The organism is Streptomyces sp. NPDC094448 (assembly GCF_044763775.1).
Taxonomy (GTDB): domain Bacteria; phylum Actinomycetota; class Actinomycetes; order Streptomycetales; family Streptomycetaceae; genus Streptomyces.
Map to the genome: position 1 here is coordinate 271,859 of NZ_JBIWGU010000011.1, position 13,886 is coordinate 285,744.

Here is a 13,886-nt window from a genome sequence, read left to right on the forward strand (position 1 = left end):
CCCGCCCGTCCGGGGTGAGTCTCGTCATTCCGGACCCCCGGGAACGGGCGGACGGCTCCGGCCGGGCCCCGGGAACGGCCCCGCGGCAGCCGGCCGGCCGCTGTCGAGCCGACCCTCAGCCGGGTTCGGGGCGGTGACCCTCGGCCATCCTCCGCTCAGCGATCCGGTCGGCCGCCACGGCCGGCGGAACACCCTCTGAATTTGCGTGTGCGAAGATTTCCAGGGTGGTTTCGTAGATCAGCGCGGCCTTCGCCTTGCACCGGTCGAAGTCGAAGCCGTGCAGTTCGTCGGCGACCTGGATGACACCGCCTGCGTTCACCACGTAGTCCGGGGCGTAGAGGATCCCGCGGTCGGCGAGGTCCTTCTCCACCCCCGGGTGGGCGAGCTGGTTGTTGGCCGCCCCGCAGACGATCGCCGCGGTGAGCACCGGTACCGAATGGTCGTCCAGCGCGCCGCCGAGCGCGCAGGGCGCATAGACGTCCAGGCCCTCGGTGCGGATCAGCGCGGCGGTGTCGGGGACGGCGGTGACCTGGGGGTGGCGGTCGAGGACCCGGCGTACGGACTCCTCGCGGACATCCGTGACGATCACCCGGGCACCCTCGTCGACCAGGTGTTTCACCAGGTGATGACCGACCTTGCCGACGCCCGCGACACCGATCGTGCGCCCGGCGAGCCCCGGATCGCCCCAGAGGTGCCGGGCGCTGGCGCGCATGCCCTGGTACACCCCGTAGGCGGTGAGTACGGAGGAGTCGCCGGCGCCGCCGTTCTCGGGGGAGCGGCCGGTGGCCCAGCGGGTGGCGCGGGCGACGACGTCCATATCGGCGACGTACGTCCCCACGTCGCAGGCGGTCACATAGCGCCCGCCGAGGGAGTCCACGAACCGGCCGTAGGCCAGCAGCAGCTCCTCCGACTTCAGCGTCTGCGGATCGCCCATGATCACGGCCTTGCCGCCGCCGTGGCCGAGTCCGGCCATGGCGTTCTTGTACGACATCCCGCGCGCCAGGTTCAGCGCGTCGGCGAGGGCCTCCTCCTCGGAGGCGTAGGCGTGGAACCGGGTACCGCCGAGGGCCGGGCCCAGGGCGGTGGAGTGGATGGCGATCACGGCCTTGAGGCCGGAGGCGCGGTCCTGGCAGAGGACCACCTGCTCGTGCCCGCCCTGGTCGGATCGGAACAGGGTGTGGAGCACGGGGGCGGCGGCGCCGGTCATGTCGGTCACGGTGGTGACTCCCAAGTACGAAGCGGCGGGTGGGTTTCCCGGGGTGGGGGAAACCCCCAGACGGCACGAGGGTAAGTCCTCCGGAGGCGTGGATCGGCCTCCGTGCGGAGGATCACCCGGGTGAGGGGTGCAGGACGGCTCGGACGTGGAAGTATTTCCGGTATGCCTGCGGTGTCCTCGGTGATCGTTCCCTATGCGGCCTATCTGCGGGTGTACGAGCCCCTGGCCGCCTTCCCCGAGCCGGAAAGGGCCCACTGGACGCGCTACGCGGCCCGTGGAGAGACTCCCACGGCCCAGGACGAACTCCGCCGCTCGCTGGCGGACTTGGTGCCCACACCGCCCGTTCCCGTCCCGGTCCATGAAAGTACCGAGGCGTTCGTGACGGAAGTGGACGGTGTGGTGCTGGTCTGCCCCTGGCGGACCAAGCTGAGGAGCCGGCTGGCGCTCCAGGAGGCACCTGAGCGCTTCCCGGCGGCGCTGCTGGACGCGGTCCTGCCGCCGGTGGTGCGGAAGGAGGCCGCGGCGGACTGGGAGCACTGGCGCGAGCGGAACCCGGACGCGCGCCCCTGGATCCGCACGGCGGTCTGGCAGGTCCCGGTCCGGTGGTTCACCCTCTTCGGGGACGAGGAGCGGGAGTACGGTCCGGATGGGCCGGACGGGCCGCCCGGACTGCGCTACCGCACCCCCATGGCCCAGGCCCGGCGGCGGGTTGCGCGGGCGCTGAAGGCGCTGCGGGAATCCCAGGACGGCGAGCAGCTCGCGGCGGGTTTGGTAGATGTAGGGAAGTGGCTGGAGGAATTCCATCCGCGCTCCCTCGTGGAACTGGACTACGGCGGACTGGTGCACGCGCTGTCCGGTGCGGCGCTCGCGGATGACCATTCCGCGGCGGACGTGGCCGCCGGGATCGCGGCGCTGCGGGCCGGCGACGCGGAGGGGGCCCGGATCGCCTACGCCCGCCTGGCCGAGCGGTGGGGGGCCGTGCGGGGCCTGCAGTCCGCGAACTGACCACGGGGCCGAAAGGGGCAGGTCCTAGGTCCCGATCCGGGCCTTTGTGTCAAGCGTGACGGACTGCACTAACAGGGCTCTTGCGCCCAACGCCTACCCTCGTGTCAAAATAGGACAAGGAGTCCGGGGAGGGTTCCTTCCGTCCAAGTGAGGGCGGAACGCTCGGCATTGTGCTCTATGGGGGGTCTGGTGGCTCCTGATCGCTCTGTGACTGATCGTCACTGTGGTGTAACTGTCCGCTATGGCATGGTCCATCGGAGTTCCGCCACTGATGAACACCTCGGAGGGCAATTCCAACGGTTTGGCCGTGGCGGCTGGACAGATGGTGTAGTTGTAGTGCCGAGGACAAGCCGTTCGTCCTATAACCGACTCAACCCGCATACGCCATTTCGGGCAACGCGGGTCAAGGTGCAGAATTTAGAGGAAAGAACCGAGAAGGTTCGGTTCTCCCGAGGAGGCCGCTCATGACCGCTCGCACCCCTGACGCCGAGCCGCTGTTGACCCCGGCTGAGGTCGCCACGATGTTCCGTGTGGACCCGAAGACGGTCACCCGCTGGGCCAAGGCAGGGAAGCTCACGTCGATCCGCACGCTCGGCGGCCACCGCCGCTACCGCGAGGCGGAAGTACGCGCACTGCTGGCGGGCATTCCGCAGCAGCGCAGCGAGGCATAAGCCTCGTCCCGGCGAGGTCGGCCACTGCCCGGCGGCCTCTCCGGATCAGGGCGTTCCGGGACCCCCATTCCGGTAAGCCCACCCCATAGCTCCATACGACGGGCGCCCGCCCCAACGGGCCGTCGGTCACCGATCGCGCTGGACTCCGCCGAGTCCGGCGCGATTTTTTTGGGGGGTGAGCGGGGAGGTTATCGAGGCAGTGCAATTGCACATATTAAATTGGTTGGTTGTAAACGAGGCCTAAAAACCTGTCTACGCAAAACCTATACGGTGACACCCGTCACATGCTGCAACCCTTGCCAACGTCGAGCGTGTCATCTTCCGCCGCTCCCCGCCATGCCCCCGAGGTCCCCTTTCCCCGGGACCAAGGTCCCGCCCCCCGGGGGCATCCGCCTGCGGGCAGGCCCGCCCCCGGAAGGGCTATGGAGGTGCCTCTTCCGGCGAGTTGGCCGACCGCGGCCCGTCGTGGCCGTTCGCGCAGTTCCCCGCGCCCCTGACACCTTCGCCTCACCGACCTTGATATGCGGCCCCCGGGCGCTCAATCCAGCAGGTGCGGGCGGGTCGAGTACCCAGGGGCGCGAGGAACTGCGCGAACGGCCCACTGCGGGGCGCGGGCGGCACTCAAGGCTCTTGGAAGCGGCGAGGTCGGCGGGTACGCCGAAGGGCCCGCACCAACAAGTGGCACGGGCCCTTCGGGGAAACGATGCGGTCCTGACGGGATTTGAACCCGCGGCCTCCACCTTGACAGGGTGGCGAGCACTCCAAACTGCTCCACAGGACCAGATTCGCGGCCCGATTCCTGCGCTGGGCTGCGAGAAGAGACTCTACAGCAGCATCGGCGCTCCGGTCGAACTCGCCCTCGGTGACGGCGCCGTCACAGCTTCCGCGGCGCCCGGCGCCGCTACGGCGCCGCCGCGTCGATCGCCTTCACGATCCTCTTGTCCGACACCGGGTACGCCGTCCCCAGCGCATGCGCGAAGTAGCTGACGCGCAGTTCTTCGATCATCCAGCGAATGTCGAGGACGTCCTTCGGCACCGGCCGCCCCTGGGGGAGCTGCTCCAGCAGCCAGGCGTACTCGTCCTGCATGTCCTGGACCTTCTCCATACGCGAGGTGTCGCGCTGGACCCCGGACGGCATCTGCGTCAGCCGCCGGTCCGCGGCGACCAGATAGCGCATGAGGTCGGGCAGCCGGCCCAGTCCGGTGAGGGTGACGAATCCCGCCGGCATCAGGGTGTCCAACTGGCGGCGCACATCCGCCGTGTTCGCCGCCAGCGCGGGGCTGGAGGTGGCCTTGAGCCGCCGTTCGCAGGCCTGCCAGGCGGCCAGCACCTGCTGCACCCGGGAGACCGTGCGGACGGTGGTGTCGACGAGGTCGGCGCGGACGGCGTCGTACAGCTTGCGGTAGGACTCCTCGTCCCACGCGGGCCCGCCGTGGTGCGCGATCAGCTTGTCGGCCGCGGCGGTCGCACAGTCCTCGAAGAGGGCCTGGATGGAGCCGTGGGGGTTGCTGGAGAGCGCCAGCTTCTGCGGGTTGGTCAGCTTGTCCGAGGCGAACTTGGCCGGGTTCACCGGAATATTGCGCAGGACGAGCCGGCGGGTGCCCCGCCACATGGCGGCCCGCTGCTCGGCCTCGGTGTCGAAGAGGCGTACGGAGACGGTGTCGCCGTCGTCGACGAGCGCGGGGTACGCCTTCACCGGCTGTCCGGCCCGCCGGGTCTCGAAGACCTTCGTCAGGGAGCCGATGGTCCAGTCCGTGAGGCCCGTGCGCTCGATGGACTCGCCCGCCGGCCCCGCGGCCCCCGCTGCGGCCTTGGAGAGGGCCTGGCGGGCCTTGGGGCGCAGCTTCAGCCGCAGGGACTCCAGATCCTTCGCCTCGGCCAGCCCGCGGCGCCGTTCGTCGACGATCCGGAAGGTGATCTTGAGGTGGTCGGGGACCTTGGAGAGGTCGAAGTCGTCGGGGTGGACCGGGACGCCGACCAGCTGCTTCAGCTCCCGGGCCAGGGTCGCCGTCAGCGGCTCCTGGAGGGGCACGGCCCGCTCCAGGAAGGCCTTCGCGTAGTTCGGTGCGGGTACGTAGTGCCGGCGTACCGGTTTGGGCAGGGAGCGGATCAGCTCGACGACGACCTCTTCGCGCAGTCCGGGGATCTGCCAGTCGAAGCCCTCGTCGGTGACCTGGTTGAGCACCTGGACGGGGATGTGGACGGTGACGCCGTCCGCGTCGGCGCCCGGCTCGAACTGGTAGGTGACGCGGAACTTCAGCCGCCCCTGGCGCCAGGAGTCCGGATAGTCGTCCTTGGTGACCGCCCCGGCCTTCTCGTTGATGAGCATCTCGCGCTCGAAGTCGAGCAGCTCGGGCTCCTCCTGGCGCTTCTGCTTCCACCAGGAGTCGAAATGCGCGCCGGAGACGATGTGCGCGGGCACCCGCCGGTCGTAGAAGTCGAAGAGGGTCTCGTCGTCGACGAGGATGTCCCGGCGCCGGGCCCGGTGCTCCAGCTCCTCGACCTCGGTCAGCAGCCGCCGGTTGTCGGCGAAGAACTTGTGGTGGGTCCGCCAGTCGCCCTCCACCAGGGCGTTGCGAAGGAAAAGGTCCCGGGAGGTCTCGGGGTCGATCCGGCCGTAGTTGACCTTGCGCTGGGCGACGATCGGCACGCCGTACAGGGTGACCTTCTCGTACGCCATCACCGCGGCCTGGTCCTTCTCCCAGTGCGGTTCCGAGTACGTCCGCTTCACCAGATGCTGGGCCAGCGGTTCGACCCACTCGGGTTCGATCTTCGCGTTGACCCGGGCCCAGAGGCGGGAGGTCTCCACCAGTTCGGCGGACATCACCAGCCGCGGCGGCTTCTTGAAGAGCGCGGAACCGGGGAAGACGGCGAACTTGGCGCCGCGCGCCCCCAGAAACTCGTTCTTGGAGTCGGTGTCCTTGAGCCCGATATGCGACAGCAGCCCGGCCAGCAGCGACACATGGACGCCGGACTCCGGGCCGTCCTCCTCGTTGACCTGGATGCCCATGGCCTTGGCGACCTGCCGCACCTGGGCGTAGATGTCCTGCCATTCGCGGATCCGCAGGAAGTTCAGATACTCCTGCTTGCACATCCGGCGGAAGCTGGAGGAGCCGCGCTCCTTCTGCTGCTCGCGGACGTACCGCCAGAGGTTGAGGAAGGCGAGGAAGTCGGACGTCTCGTCCTTGAAGCGGGCGTGCTGCTGGTCCGCCTGGGTCTGCTTGTCGGCGGGGCGCTCCCGCGGGTCCTGGATGGAGAGCGCGGCGGCGATCACCATCACCTCGCGGACGCAGCCGTTCTTCTCGGCTTCGACGACCATCCGGGCCAGCCGGGGGTCGACGGGGAGCTGGGAGAGCTGCCGCCCGAGGGGCGTCAGCTTCTTTTTGGGGTCTTTCTGCGCCGGATCGAAGGCGCCCAGCTCCTGGAGCAGCTGCACGCCGTCGCGGATATTGCGGTGGTCCGGCGGGTCGATGAAGGGGAACTTCTCGATATCGCCGAGTCCGGCGGCCGTCATCTGGAGGATGACGGAGGCCAGATTGGTGCGGAGGATCTCGGCGTCCGTGAACTCGGGCCGGGCGTCGAAGTCGTCCTCGGAGTAGAGGCGGATGCAGATACCGTCGGAGGTACGGCCGCAGCGGCCCTTGCGCTGGTTGGCGCTGGCCTGGCTGATCCGTTCGATCGGCAGCCGCTGGACCTTGGTGCGATGGCTGTAGCGGGAGATCCGGGCGGTGCCGGGGTCGATCACGTACTTGATGCCGGGGACGGTCAGCGAGGTTTCGGCGACATTGGTCGCCAGAACGATCCTGCGGCCGGTGTGCGGCTGGAAGACCCGGTGCTGCTCGGCGTGGGAGAGCCGGGCGTAGAGCGGCAGCACCTCCGTGAAGCGGTAGTTCCGTTTGTTGAGGGCGTCCGCGGTGTCGCGGATCTCGCGCTCGCCGGAGAGGAAGACGAGGATATCGCCCTTCCCCTCGGCCATCAGCTCCTCGGCGGCCTCGCAGATCGCGGTGATCTGGTCCCGGTCGCTCTCCGCGGATTCTTCGGCGTCCTCCTCCAGGAGCGGCCGGTAGCGGACCTCCACCGGATAGGTCCGCCCGCTGACCTCGATGATCGGCGCGTCTCCGAAATGGCGGGAGAACCGCTCGGGGTCGATCGTCGCGGAGGTGATGACCACCTTCAGATCGGGCCGCCGGGGCAGCAGCTGCGCCAGATAGCCGAGGAGGAAGTCGATGTTGAGGGACCGCTCGTGCGCCTCGTCGATGATGATCGTGTCGTAGGCGCGCAGCTCGCGGTCGGTCTGGATCTCGGCGAGCAGGATGCCGTCCGTCATCAGCTTCACGAAGGTCGCGTCCTGGTTCACCTGGTCGGTGAAGCGGACCTTCCAGCCGACGGCCTCGCCGAGCGGGGTCCGCAGCTCCTCCGCGACGCGTTCGGCGACCGTACGGGCCGCGATCCGGCGCGGCTGGGTGTGGCCGATCATGCCCCGGACGCCCCGGCCCAGTTCCAGGCAGATCTTCGGGATCTGGGTGGTCTTGCCGGAGCCGGTCTCACCCGCGACGATCACGACCTGGTGGTCCCGTATCGCCTCCAGGATCTCGTCCCGTTTACGGCTGACGGGGAGCTGCTCCGGGTACGTCACCTCCGGCACTCGGCCGCGGCGGGCGGCGGTCCGGGCGGCCGCCTTCTCCGCCTCGGCGGCGATCTCGTCCAGCACGGCCTGCCGCGCCTCGGGCTTACGGATGCGGCGAGCGCCTTCGAGTCGGCGGCCGAGCCGGTGGGCGTCCCGCAGCGGGGCCCCGGCCAGCAGCGTCTGAAGGTCGGCGAAGGAAGTAGACATACGGTCTCCAGCATCGCACCCCCGGGAAACCGAGGGCTAACGCATTTCACTGCTCTTCCGGTCTTTGGTGCAGTATGGAGTGATCGTTCAGGACCGTCGCCGGGCCGGACGCCGCCAGCCGCGATCCAGGGGGGACCAGCCACCATGCCGCCGCAGCCGTTGCGTCCGGGACGTGTCCGGTCGCGCCCGCGGCCGGCCGTGGCGGTGCTCGGGGCGCTCGGTGCGCTGGCGGTCGTGCTGCTGGTGCTCTGTCCCGCGCTGGGGGCCGCGGGTGCGGCGCAGGCGGCGCAGGAGCGCGCGGACCGGCCCGTGGTGACGGCCCCGGAGGGCGCCGCGGGCTGCGGCAACGGCTCCGGCGCCGGGGAGCGCGACGCACAGCCCGCCACCCCGCCGCGCGGTACCGCGTCCCCTGAGCCGCCGTCCGCACCGTCGTACGACCCCCACTGCGGTACGGCTCCGCACGGCCGCGCCGCCACCGTGGCCGGGCCGGTCGCGGACGGGCGTCCGCCGCCGATACCCCTCTCTTCGGAGGAACGGTCGATCCTACGCGTATAGGCAGGGAAGGCATGCCTTGCCCTGGTTCATCGGGATCCGGGGCTTCTGTCCGCATTCTTTCCGTCCTTCGTTCAGGAGTGTTCCCCTATGCCGTCGATCCCCGCCAACCGGCGCAAACCCCTGCTGATCGGTGCGGGCGTGCTGACCGCCGCGCTGGTGCTCGGCCTCGCCTCGTACACCGCGACCCGCCCGGACGATCCGGCAGCCACGGTCCGGGCCACCGGCCCCACCGACACCGCTGCCGGCGCCTCCCGGCCCGGTGAGCCCTCCGCAAGCGTCGAGGAGGAGACCGGCGCCTACCCCGAGCTGGAGCGGCTCGCCCGCCGCGAGACCGGCGACGGGCTGGCGATCGGCAGCACCACCGCGCCCGTCGTCATGATCGAGTACGCCGACTTCCAGTGCGGCTTCTGCGGGAAGTTCGCCCGGGACACCGAGCCCGCGCTCATCAAGAAGTACGTCGACCAGGGCAAGCTGCGCATCGAGTGGCGCAACTTCCCGATCTTCGGCGAACCCTCCGAGAACGCCGCCCGCGGCGCCTGGGCCGCCTCCCGCCAGGGCAGGTTCTGGGAGTTCCACGCCGCCGCCTACGCCAAGGGCTCCAAGGCGAAGGGCTTCTCCGCCGACCGGGTGAAGGAGCTGGCGAAGCAGGCGGGCGTGCCCGACGCGGACCGGTTCGCCGAGGACATGGAGAGCGACGCGGCGAAGCAGTCCGTCCAGCGCGACCAGGACGAGGCCTACGCCCTGGGCGCCACCTCCACCCCCTCCTTCCTGATCAACGGCCGCCCGATCGCGGGCGCCCAGCCCGAGCGGACCTTCACGGACGCCATCGAGGCCGCCCTGAAGTCCGCGGGCGGCACCGGAGCCGTAAAGCCCGGCGGAGCCGAGTCCGTCGGCCCCGCCGGACCGGGGGACGGATCGGGCTCATGACCGAGATCGGCTATCTGGCCGCCTTCCTCGGGGGACTGCTCGCCCTGATCAGCCCGTGCAGCGCCCTGCTGCTCCCGGCCTTCTTCGCCTACTCCCTCGACTCGACGGGCAGGCTGCTGGCCCGTACCGGCATCTTCTACGCCGGACTGGCCACCACCCTCGTCCCGCTCGGCGTCGCCGGTTCGTACGCCGCCCGCTTCTTCTACGGCAACCGCGATCTGCTCGTCGCCGTCGGCGGCTGGCTGATCATCGCGCTGGGCGTGGCGCAACTCCTCGGCCTGGGCTTCGCCTCCCGCCGGCTCGCCGCGCTCTCCGGCCGGATCCGCCCCACCACGGCGGCCCCGGTCTACGCCCTCGGCCTGGTCTACGGCTTCGCGGGCTTCTGCGCCGGGCCGATCCTCGGGAGCGTCCTCACGGTCTCCGCGTTCAGCGGCAGCCCGGTCTACGGCGGGCTGCTGCTCGCCGTGTACGCCCTGGGGATGGCCGTACCGCTGTTCTTCCTGGCCCTGCTCTGGGACCGCTTCGACCTGGGCCGGCGGCGCTGGCTGCGCGGCCGGGGCTTCTCGGTGGGGCGGCTCCGGCTGCACACCACCTCACTGCTCTCCGGACTGTTCTTCGTGCTCCTCGGGGTGCTCTTCCTGGTCTTCGACGGGGCGACCGCCCTGCCGGGACTGGTCTCCGTGGACCGCTCCTTCGAGGCCGAGCAGTGGGCCGCTGAGGCCGGGGCCGCCGTGCCGGACTGGGCGCTGCTGACGGGGGTGGTGGCGGTGGCCGCTGCCGTGCTCGCGGTCCGCGCCGCCCGCCGCCGTACCCCCGACGCCCGGGAAGCCGGAGAGGCATAGGGGCCCGGAAACGGCTCAGGCCCCGTCCTGGAGGACGGGGCCTGAGCCGGAAACTGTGGCTGGGGCCGGGATCGAACCGGCGACCTATCGCTTTTCAGGCGATCGCTCGTACCAACTGAGCTACCCAGCCAAACAACTGTGCTGTTCGCACGAGCTGTAGCGGTCCTGACGGGATTTGAACCCGCGGCCTCCACCTTGACAGGGTGGCGAGCACTCCAAACTGCTCCACAGGACCAGGTAATGCAACTGCGCGAGCGATATTCTCGCACAGGTGTTGCGTGCCCCCAACGGGATTCGAACCCGTGCTACCGCCTTGAAAGGGCGGCGTCCTGGGCCACTAGACGATGAGGGCTAAGGGCCCGCCTGGGCGCTTTGCAGCGCCTCGGGGACGTGAGAAGCATATGGGATGGCGGGAGGTATCGCCAAAACGGTTTACGGCACCGTGGAACGAGCGGGTCCGGAAGGCCCTCGGGAAGGGGCCGCCGGAGCGGTCGGCGAGACCCTGGGGAAGGGCTCCGGGGACGGTTTCGCGCCCGGCTTGTTCTCCTCCGGAAGATGGCGGCCGACCTCGGCCGTCGTCAGCCCGAGCCCGCCGAGCGTGATCTCGTCCCAGGCCTGGAGCCGCTTGGTCGTCCGGTCCAGATAGAGCACCGAGGCCCGGACCTTCTCCGGATTCTCGTTCTGGACCGCCCGCAGACCGCCGCCGCCCGTCGACCCCTCCACCTTCAGCCGGGTGCCGAACTTCATCACCTCCACCTGCCGCCGGTGCAGATGCCCGGCGAGCACGAGGGGGACCGTGCCGTCGGTCTCCCGGGCCGCGTCCGGGTTGTGCGCCACCGCCAGGTCCACGGGCGTGCCCGCCCGTGCCTGGTCGCGGATCGCCGACGCCAGCCGGATCCCCGCCATCCGCTCCGCCGGGGCGCCCTGGGCCACCGCCGAGCGGTCCGGTGTGAACTGCGGATCGCCCGTGCCCGCGATCCGCAGCCCGCCGACCGTGGCCGCCCGGCCCTCGTCGAGGACCGTCACGTTCTTCATCCGCGACAGATACGCCTGGGTGGTCCGGGAGTCGTGGTTGCCGCGCACCCACACATAGGGCGCGCCCAGATCGCGGATCGGGTCGAGGAAGGCGTTCTCGGCGGCCGAACCGTGGTCCATGGTGTCGCCCGAGTCGACGATCACGTCGATCCGGTACTGCTCCACCAGCGAGGCGATGATGTGCCAGGCGGCCGGGTTGAGATGCAGGTCGGAGACGTGGAGCAGCCGGATGCTGCCCGGGTCCGGCCGGAAGACGGGCAGCGTCGAGGTCGCGTCGTACAGCTTGGTGACATTGGTGACCAGCCGGGCCAGCTCCTGCTGGTAGACGTCGAACTCGGTGACGATCGACCGCGCGTTGCCGATGAGGGACGGTGCGCTGGTCAGCAGCCCCGAGTAGCGCGGCTCCAGCACGGACCGCGGATTCCAGGTCGCGGCGGCGGTGGCGGTGGAGGCGGCGAGCAGCGCGAGCGCGAGCCCCCCGGCGGCCAAGGCCCGGCGCGGCCGGCGGTAGACCACGAGCCCGAGGGCGGTGGCGCCCGCGACGACGGCCGCGCAGGACCGTACGGCCAGCTCCGTCGTACCGGCGACGACATCGGCCGCGACCTCGTCCTCCAGACCGGAGAGCCGCTCCGGATGTTCGACGAGCGCACTGGAGCGGGCCGGGTCGAGCTGCTCCACGTCGACGTCGAGCCGGAGGGGCGCGGTGTGGGACGCCAGCTCCAGCGCGCCGAGCGGGGAGACGTTGATCCGGGTCCCGCCGGTCAGATCGGGCCGCAGGGCCATGCTGGTCTCCATCGGCCCGACCTGCGTCTGCACGCTCCCGACGACCAGCAGCCCGAGCCACGCCCCGAGCCCGGCGACGACGGCCAGCCCGAGGGCCCGGACCCAGGGGCCGGGCGCGGGGGCGAGGGAGGGTGCGGCGGCGGGCCGCCGCCGGGCGGCTATGAGGGTACGGATCCGGGCGCCGGGCCCCCGCCGCCGCGCGCGGGTGCGCGGCCCGGCCGGTGCGGCCCGCCCGCGGAGAGCGCGCAGCGCGCGCAGGGCGCGGTGCCGGAACTGCCGGGCAGGTGCCGATGGGCCTGTCATTGGGCCCGTATGCCCGGCCGGGGCGGCCCCTATGCGGGGCGGGCGCGGCACGGGCCGCGGGGTCTGCGGAGGCGGTACGGGTGGGGGCCTGCGCGGGCGGGCAGGTTCCGGACGGGCCCGGAACCCCGCGACCCGGCCCGGGAGGGCCGGTCAGCCCCAGCCGAGTTCGTGGAGTCTGTCGTCCTCGATGCCGAAGTGGTGGGCGATCTCGTGGACCACGGTCACCGCGACCTCGTGGACCACGTCCTCCGGGGTCTCGCAGTACCGCAGCGTCGGCCCCATGTAGATGGAGATACGGTCCGGCAGCACCCCCGCGTACCACTCGCCGCGCTCCGTCAGCGGGGTGCCTTCGTACAGCCCCAGCAGCTCCGGATCGGACGGGTCGGGTTCGTCCTCCACGAAGACGGCCACATTGTCCATCACCCGGGTCAGCTCCGGCGGAATCGAGTCCAGCGCCTCGCTCACCAGCTCTTCGAACGCTTCACGCGTCATCTCCAGCACACGGCCATTCTGCGCGACCTCGGCCCCGGGCGGTCCCGGGCGGCTCCGGGCGGCCCCCGGCGCGGGAGGAGCGGGCCGTGCTCCCCGGGGCGTACGCCCGTAACTCCGTACCCCGCCGGGGAACGGGTCCGGCCGGGCAGCACGGAACAGGAACCGGCCGTTGGCGGGCGGAGAGGGAGGCCGGCGCGGAAGAATGAGTGCCGTGCCGACCCGCAGAGCCCGCCGCCGCCCCGTGGTTCCCCTGCCCGCCCTGTTTCGGGTGCCGCGGCCCGGGACGCGGAGCGGCCGTACGGCCGGGAGCGCGCCGTGAGCCCGGCCGGCGGCGGCCGGGACGAGCCGGCGCCGATCGACCCGGACGTCGATCTGCATGTCCCCGCCCAGCGCGCCGAGACCGCCGGGGCGCATGTCCTGCTGGTGCTGGCCGCCGTCGCCGCGGGCGGGGTCATCGGCGCACTCGCCCGCTGTGCGGCGGTCCGCGCCTGGCCGGGCGAACCGGCTTCCACCCCGCTCGTCACGCTCGGGATCAACGTCCTCGGCTCGTTCCTGATCGGCGTGCTGATGGTGCCGGTCGCCGAGGGCCACGGCCGCCGCACTCCCCATCCGCTGCTGCGGCCGTTCGCCGGGACGGGGGTGCTGGGCGGGTTCACCACCTTCTCCGCGTACGCGCTCGACGCCCGCGACCTGCTGGAGCGCGGGGAGGGTGCGGCGGCCTTCGGATATGTGGCCGGGACCCTGCTGGGCGCTCTGGGCGCGGTAGGGGCGGCCGTCACGCTGACGCGGTGGGTGCTCGGGCGGCCGGAGGCGGGCCGTTGACCTGGCTGCTGGTGGCGCTCGGCGCCGCCGTGGGCGCGCCGCTGCGCTATCTGACCGACCGGGCGGTGCAGTCCCGGCACGAATCGGCCTTCCCCTGGGGCACTTTCACCGTCAACGCCGTCGCGTGCCTGGTCCTCGGCGCGACCGCGGGCGCCGCCGTCTCCACCGAGCTGTACGCGCTGCTGGGCACGGGCCTGTGCGGGGCGCTCAGCACGTACTCGACCTTCTCGTACGAGACCCTGAGGCTCGCCGAGACCGGACGGTGGCCCATGGCGGCGGCCAATATCGCGGCTTCCGTGCTGGTGGGCACGGGAGCCCTGGTCCTCGGGGCGGAGCTGGCGGGGGTGGTGCGGGGGTGACGGGAGCACGGCGGTCGCGGTCCGGGGGCGCACGGGGCGCGG

General features: G+C 71.3%; 11 protein-coding genes and 4 tRNA genes. 7 read left to right on the forward strand and 8 right to left on the reverse strand.

The window, feature by feature from the left end; genetic code table 11:
- Positions 1 to 115 precede the first annotated feature (115 nt).
- Positions 116 to 1,216, reverse strand: a complete 1,101-nt coding sequence (locus ACIQ9E_RS22920; RefSeq protein WP_403709781.1) for a Leu/Phe/Val dehydrogenase — start codon at positions 1,214 to 1,216, stop codon at positions 116 to 118.
- 162 nt (positions 1,217 to 1,378) lie between these two features.
- On the opposite strand from ACIQ9E_RS22920, the gene ACIQ9E_RS22925 reads away from it, so the two are divergent.
- Both ACIQ9E_RS22925 and bldC read left to right on the forward strand, forming a co-directional pair.
- On the forward strand, positions 1,379 to 2,221 hold the full coding sequence (locus tag ACIQ9E_RS22925; RefSeq protein WP_403709783.1) for a hypothetical protein: 843 nt from the start codon (positions 1,379 to 1,381) through the stop codon (positions 2,219 to 2,221).
- A gap of 464 nt (positions 2,222 to 2,685) precedes the next feature.
- Positions 2,686 to 2,892 (forward strand): developmental transcriptional regulator BldC, encoded by a 207-nt coding sequence (bldC, locus tag ACIQ9E_RS22930; RefSeq protein WP_003949541.1) that lies wholly within the window; start codon positions 2,686 to 2,688, stop codon positions 2,890 to 2,892.
- A gap of 706 nt (positions 2,893 to 3,598) precedes the next feature.
- Here the strand turns inward: bldC and ACIQ9E_RS22935 are convergent.
- A tRNA-Asp gene (locus tag ACIQ9E_RS22935) sits at positions 3,599 to 3,673 on the reverse strand.
- Positions 3,674 to 3,793: 120 nt separating this feature from the next.
- Positions 3,794 to 7,726 carry an ATP-dependent RNA helicase HrpA gene (gene hrpA / locus ACIQ9E_RS22940; protein ID WP_403709785.1) on the reverse strand — a complete coding sequence of 1,311 codons (3,933 nt, stop codon included), beginning with the start codon at positions 7,724 to 7,726 and terminating at the stop codon, positions 3,794 to 3,796.
- Positions 7,727 to 7,924: 198 nt separating this feature from the next.
- On the opposite strand from hrpA, the gene ACIQ9E_RS22945 reads away from it, so the two are divergent.
- The 3 genes from ACIQ9E_RS22945 (at position 7,925) to ACIQ9E_RS22955 (ending at position 10,050) form a co-directional block, all read left to right on the forward strand.
- Positions 7,925 to 8,281 carry a hypothetical protein gene (locus ACIQ9E_RS22945; protein WP_403709787.1) on the forward strand — a complete coding sequence of 119 codons (357 nt, stop codon included), beginning with the start codon at positions 7,925 to 7,927 and terminating at the stop codon, positions 8,279 to 8,281.
- Positions 8,282 to 8,368: 87 nt separating this feature from the next.
- Positions 8,369 to 9,208 carry a DsbA family protein gene (locus tag ACIQ9E_RS22950; RefSeq protein ID WP_403709789.1) on the forward strand — a complete coding sequence of 280 codons (840 nt, stop codon included), beginning with the start codon at positions 8,369 to 8,371 and terminating at the stop codon, positions 9,206 to 9,208.
- Positions 9,205 to 10,050: a cytochrome c biogenesis CcdA family protein gene (locus ACIQ9E_RS22955; protein WP_403709791.1), complete on the forward strand. Its 846-nt coding sequence runs from the start codon at positions 9,205 to 9,207 to the stop codon at positions 10,048 to 10,050. The genes ACIQ9E_RS22950 and ACIQ9E_RS22955 overlap by 4 nt, the downstream gene beginning before the upstream one ends.
- Before the next feature lie 56 nt (positions 10,051 to 10,106).
- Here ACIQ9E_RS22955 and ACIQ9E_RS22960 read toward each other — a convergent pair.
- The 5 genes from ACIQ9E_RS22960 to ACIQ9E_RS22980 form a co-directional block, all read right to left on the reverse strand.
- Positions 10,107 to 10,180 (reverse strand) — tRNA-Phe (locus ACIQ9E_RS22960).
- 30 nt (positions 10,181 to 10,210) lie between these two features.
- A tRNA-Asp gene (locus ACIQ9E_RS22965) sits at positions 10,211 to 10,285 on the reverse strand.
- 44 nt (positions 10,286 to 10,329) lie between these two features.
- Positions 10,330 to 10,402 (reverse strand) — tRNA-Glu (locus ACIQ9E_RS22970).
- Between the two features lie 80 nt (positions 10,403 to 10,482).
- Positions 10,483 to 12,171 (reverse strand): metallophosphoesterase, encoded by a 1,689-nt coding sequence (locus ACIQ9E_RS22975; protein WP_403709793.1) that lies wholly within the window; start codon positions 12,169 to 12,171, stop codon positions 10,483 to 10,485.
- 150 nt (positions 12,172 to 12,321) lie between these two features.
- A complete protein-coding gene (locus ACIQ9E_RS22980) occupies positions 12,322 to 12,672 on the reverse strand; it encodes a metallopeptidase family protein (RefSeq protein WP_006348244.1) in 351 nt (116 codons plus the stop codon).
- 306 nt (positions 12,673 to 12,978) lie between these two features.
- Between ACIQ9E_RS22980 and ACIQ9E_RS22985 the strand changes: the two genes are divergently transcribed.
- Together ACIQ9E_RS22985 and ACIQ9E_RS22990 are read left to right on the forward strand one after the other, a co-directional pair.
- Positions 12,979 to 13,485, forward strand: a complete 507-nt coding sequence (locus tag ACIQ9E_RS22985) for a fluoride efflux transporter FluC (RefSeq protein ID WP_403709795.1) — start codon at positions 12,979 to 12,981, stop codon at positions 13,483 to 13,485.
- The gene (locus tag ACIQ9E_RS22990; protein ID WP_403709797.1) at positions 13,482 to 13,844 is read left to right on the forward strand and encodes a fluoride efflux transporter FluC; all 363 of its coding nucleotides are present in this window, start codon (positions 13,482 to 13,484) and stop codon (positions 13,842 to 13,844) included. The genes ACIQ9E_RS22985 and ACIQ9E_RS22990 overlap by 4 nt, the downstream gene beginning before the upstream one ends.
- Positions 13,845 to 13,886: the final 42 nt, after the last annotated feature.

What these genes read in the sequence shown, in the direction of transcription:
- ACIQ9E_RS22925 (WP_403709783.1), top strand. Translation starts at nt 1,379, where the DNA reads ATGCCTGCGGTGTCCTCGGTGATCGTTCCCTATGCGGCCTATCTGCGG.
- bldC (WP_003949541.1), top strand. Translation starts at nt 2,686, where the DNA reads ATGACCGCTCGCACCCCTGACGCCGAGCCGCTGTTGACCCCGGCTGAG.
- hrpA (WP_403709785.1), bottom strand. Translation starts at nt 7,726, where the DNA reads ATGTCTACTTCCTTCGCCGACCTTCAGACGCTGCTGGCCGGGGCCCCG.
- ACIQ9E_RS22950 (WP_403709789.1), top strand. Translation starts at nt 8,369, where the DNA reads ATGCCGTCGATCCCCGCCAACCGGCGCAAACCCCTGCTGATCGGTGCG.
- ACIQ9E_RS22955 (WP_403709791.1), top strand. Translation starts at nt 9,205, where the DNA reads ATGACCGAGATCGGCTATCTGGCCGCCTTCCTCGGGGGACTGCTCGCC.
- ACIQ9E_RS22975 (WP_403709793.1), bottom strand. Translation starts at nt 12,171, where the DNA reads ATGACAGGCCCATCGGCACCTGCCCGGCAGTTCCGGCACCGCGCCCTG.